This is a genomic window from Moorena sp. SIO3I6, assembly GCF_010672095.1.
Genome location: NZ_JAAHHU010000700.1, coordinates 1 through 2,419 on the forward strand (window position 1 = coordinate 1; position 2,419 = coordinate 2,419).

Annotated in this window: 3 protein-coding genes; 1 reads left to right on the forward strand and 2 read right to left on the reverse strand. The window is 41.8% G+C overall.

All coding sequences use genetic code 11. The annotated features are described in order from the left end of the window. Positions 1–313: 313 nt before the first annotated feature. Positions 314–511, reverse strand: a complete 198-nt coding sequence (locus tag F6K49_RS41550) for a helix-turn-helix transcriptional regulator (protein WP_070391622.1) — start codon at positions 509–511, stop codon at positions 314–316. 411 nt (positions 512–922) lie between these two features. On the opposite strand from F6K49_RS41550, the gene F6K49_RS41555 reads away from it, so the two are divergent. Next, entirely contained in the window at positions 923–1,420 is a 498-nt protein-coding gene (locus tag F6K49_RS41555; protein ID WP_293027363.1) for a DUF29 domain-containing protein, read from the forward strand. A gap of 123 nt (positions 1,421–1,543) precedes the next feature. Here F6K49_RS41555 and F6K49_RS41560 read toward each other — a convergent pair. Then, on the reverse strand, positions 1,544–2,419 hold an 876-nt coding region (locus F6K49_RS41560; RefSeq protein WP_293107033.1), incomplete at its 5' end, for a hypothetical protein.

The following is a 2,419-nucleotide window of genomic DNA, read 5'->3' on the forward strand; positions in this document are numbered from 1 at the left end:
TTTGGCAAAAGGCTTTTCCTATACAAACTGAGCGAGAACGTGGGACGTCAAGTTTTTTGATCACACTAATCATATCAAGTTACTTTTGTCAAGTTTTTTGTAAAGAAATATGTTTATAAAGCATAGCTTATCAAGGGGGGAATCTGATGTTAAAACTATCTTAAATATTGCATGTATGGCTATTGCCTTAAAAAGATAAGCTTTGTAACTCACCAAAATAAGAATTGCCATATTTATTGCTATCCGCAGCACTAGAGATGATTATGAAATGATCGCACAATGCCATCCTGTGCTTTGGGTATACCCTTACATGTTACTGGATCAGATCCTCAATTTTGAAGTCTAAAATATCACACAAGGCTTTAGTCTGTTCTGGATAAAGCTTAGGCTTGTGCCGATCCGCCTCCCAGTTAATCACTGTAGACTCTACTACATCACAGGCTCTGGCAACTTGTATGCGAGTTAAACCTAGACTTTCACGGCGTTCTCGTAGTTTTTTTCCTAGGGACATTACCTTCTCCGGTTGTCTTGTAGCAGTAGTTTTCCTAAATGTATTTGACTATTTATAGTTTATCTTATAGGATAGGGTTTTGTGCAATAGGGCAGGTAAATTAATATCAATGATTTAAATTAAGACCATAGATATAGGTGGGAAGGCGTAGGGTGCGTTAGGGAAGGGCTCGCCCTCATCTTCCACCTCGTAGCCAGGGTTGATATAGCCCGCCCCGTAACGCACCACTAAAGGTATTGAGCTAAAGGCTGACCACTGACCACTGACAGCTGACCACTGATTTCTTAGCATGAAATTAGTGTGTAGCGGTGTGATGCTTAAGAATTGGGATCACCAAACAAATCAAATCCCCGTCTAGGTCAGAGCGGGGAGTCTCAACATGCTAGCATCAATTAATTGGGGAAATGAGTAATGACAACAGCCCACAACCTTTATCAGCAAGACTTTTACTTGTGGACCGAGGCGACTGCGCAACAGTTACGGCAGGGTAAGTTTGCCCAAGTTGATGTAGCGAATCTGATTGAAGAAGTCGAAAGCATGGGTAAACGGGAAAAGCGCGAGTTAAAAAGTCGTTTGATTGTGTTGCTGATGCATTTACTGAAGTGGATGTATCAACCAGGGAAAAGGAGCGACAGTTGCCTCAATACTATCACTGAACAGCGTATCGGTTTGGAAGAACTGCTGGAGGATAGTCCTAGTTTAAAAACGTTTTTGCCAGAGGTCTTTGACCAATGTTATCAGAAGGCTCGGATTAAGGCAGCCCAGGAAACTGGGATTAAGTTGAACACTTTTCCTTGTCAGTGTTCTTTTGCTCAGGAGCAGGTTTTGGAAGCTGGTTTTTTCCCAGAAGTGTTGAATCGGGAATGGGGAATCGGGAATCGGGAATCGGGAATCGGGAATCGGGAATAGGCAATAGACAATAGTTAATAGGGAATAGGAAGCAGCGATGTAGTCGCTACTCCCTATTCTCTAAAACCCAGGAAAAAAGTACTTTAAGGAATTTAAAACTGGTATACTTCAACTCAGTAACTACTATCTGCGGAAGGAACTGCCTCCATCTTTGCTGTCACCTACCGGTCCCTTGCCATCATTCGGTGGATTGTAATTGTTTAATGTATTCATACTCATGAAGGAACTGCCTCCATCTTTGCTGTCACCTACCGGTCCCTTGCCATCATTCGGTGGATTGTAATTGTTTAATGTATTCATACTCATGAAGGAACTGCCTCCATCTTTGCTGTCACCTACCGGTCCCTTGCCATCATTCGGTGGATTGTAATTGTTTAATGTATTCATACTCATGAAGGAACTGCCTCCATTTTTGCTATCACCTACCGGTCCCTTGCCATCATTCGGTGGTGTGAAAGCATTTACCATCGGTAGTTGTGATAGTTGTAGTTGTTTTGATGCTGATATTGGTAACAGTTGTGGGTTACTAAACTCAGGATTTTCATGGATTAGCTGGTACAATTTCCAGAGTGATCCGCCATTTTTGCTGTCACCAACAGGCCCCTTGCCATCATTCGGTGGTGTGTAATTCATTACTATCTGTATTTGTGATGATTCTGATAGTTGTTGGGAGTCTTGAGATGATGATTGCTGGTCAATCGGCTCAGAATTACTATGATTTGCTTGCTCGAATCCCTTCACTATTGTTGCTGCTAATTGTTGCAAGCGCTGTCTTATGTTGATAGTGAAGGAAACTAGTGTTGTCCAAAGCTGCTTTAGCCAATTATTCATTTGAGAATACACCTTTTCTAGAAATTCACCAAACACCGACCCAGGCGGCGTTTTTTCATTGATACTTGTTACAGCGCCTCTCAAGCCAACTTTTCGCAGATGATCAGAAAAATTTTTTTTTTGAAGCAAAATTTGCTTAGCTATTCTAGTTTCCTTGGTGTTTGAGAT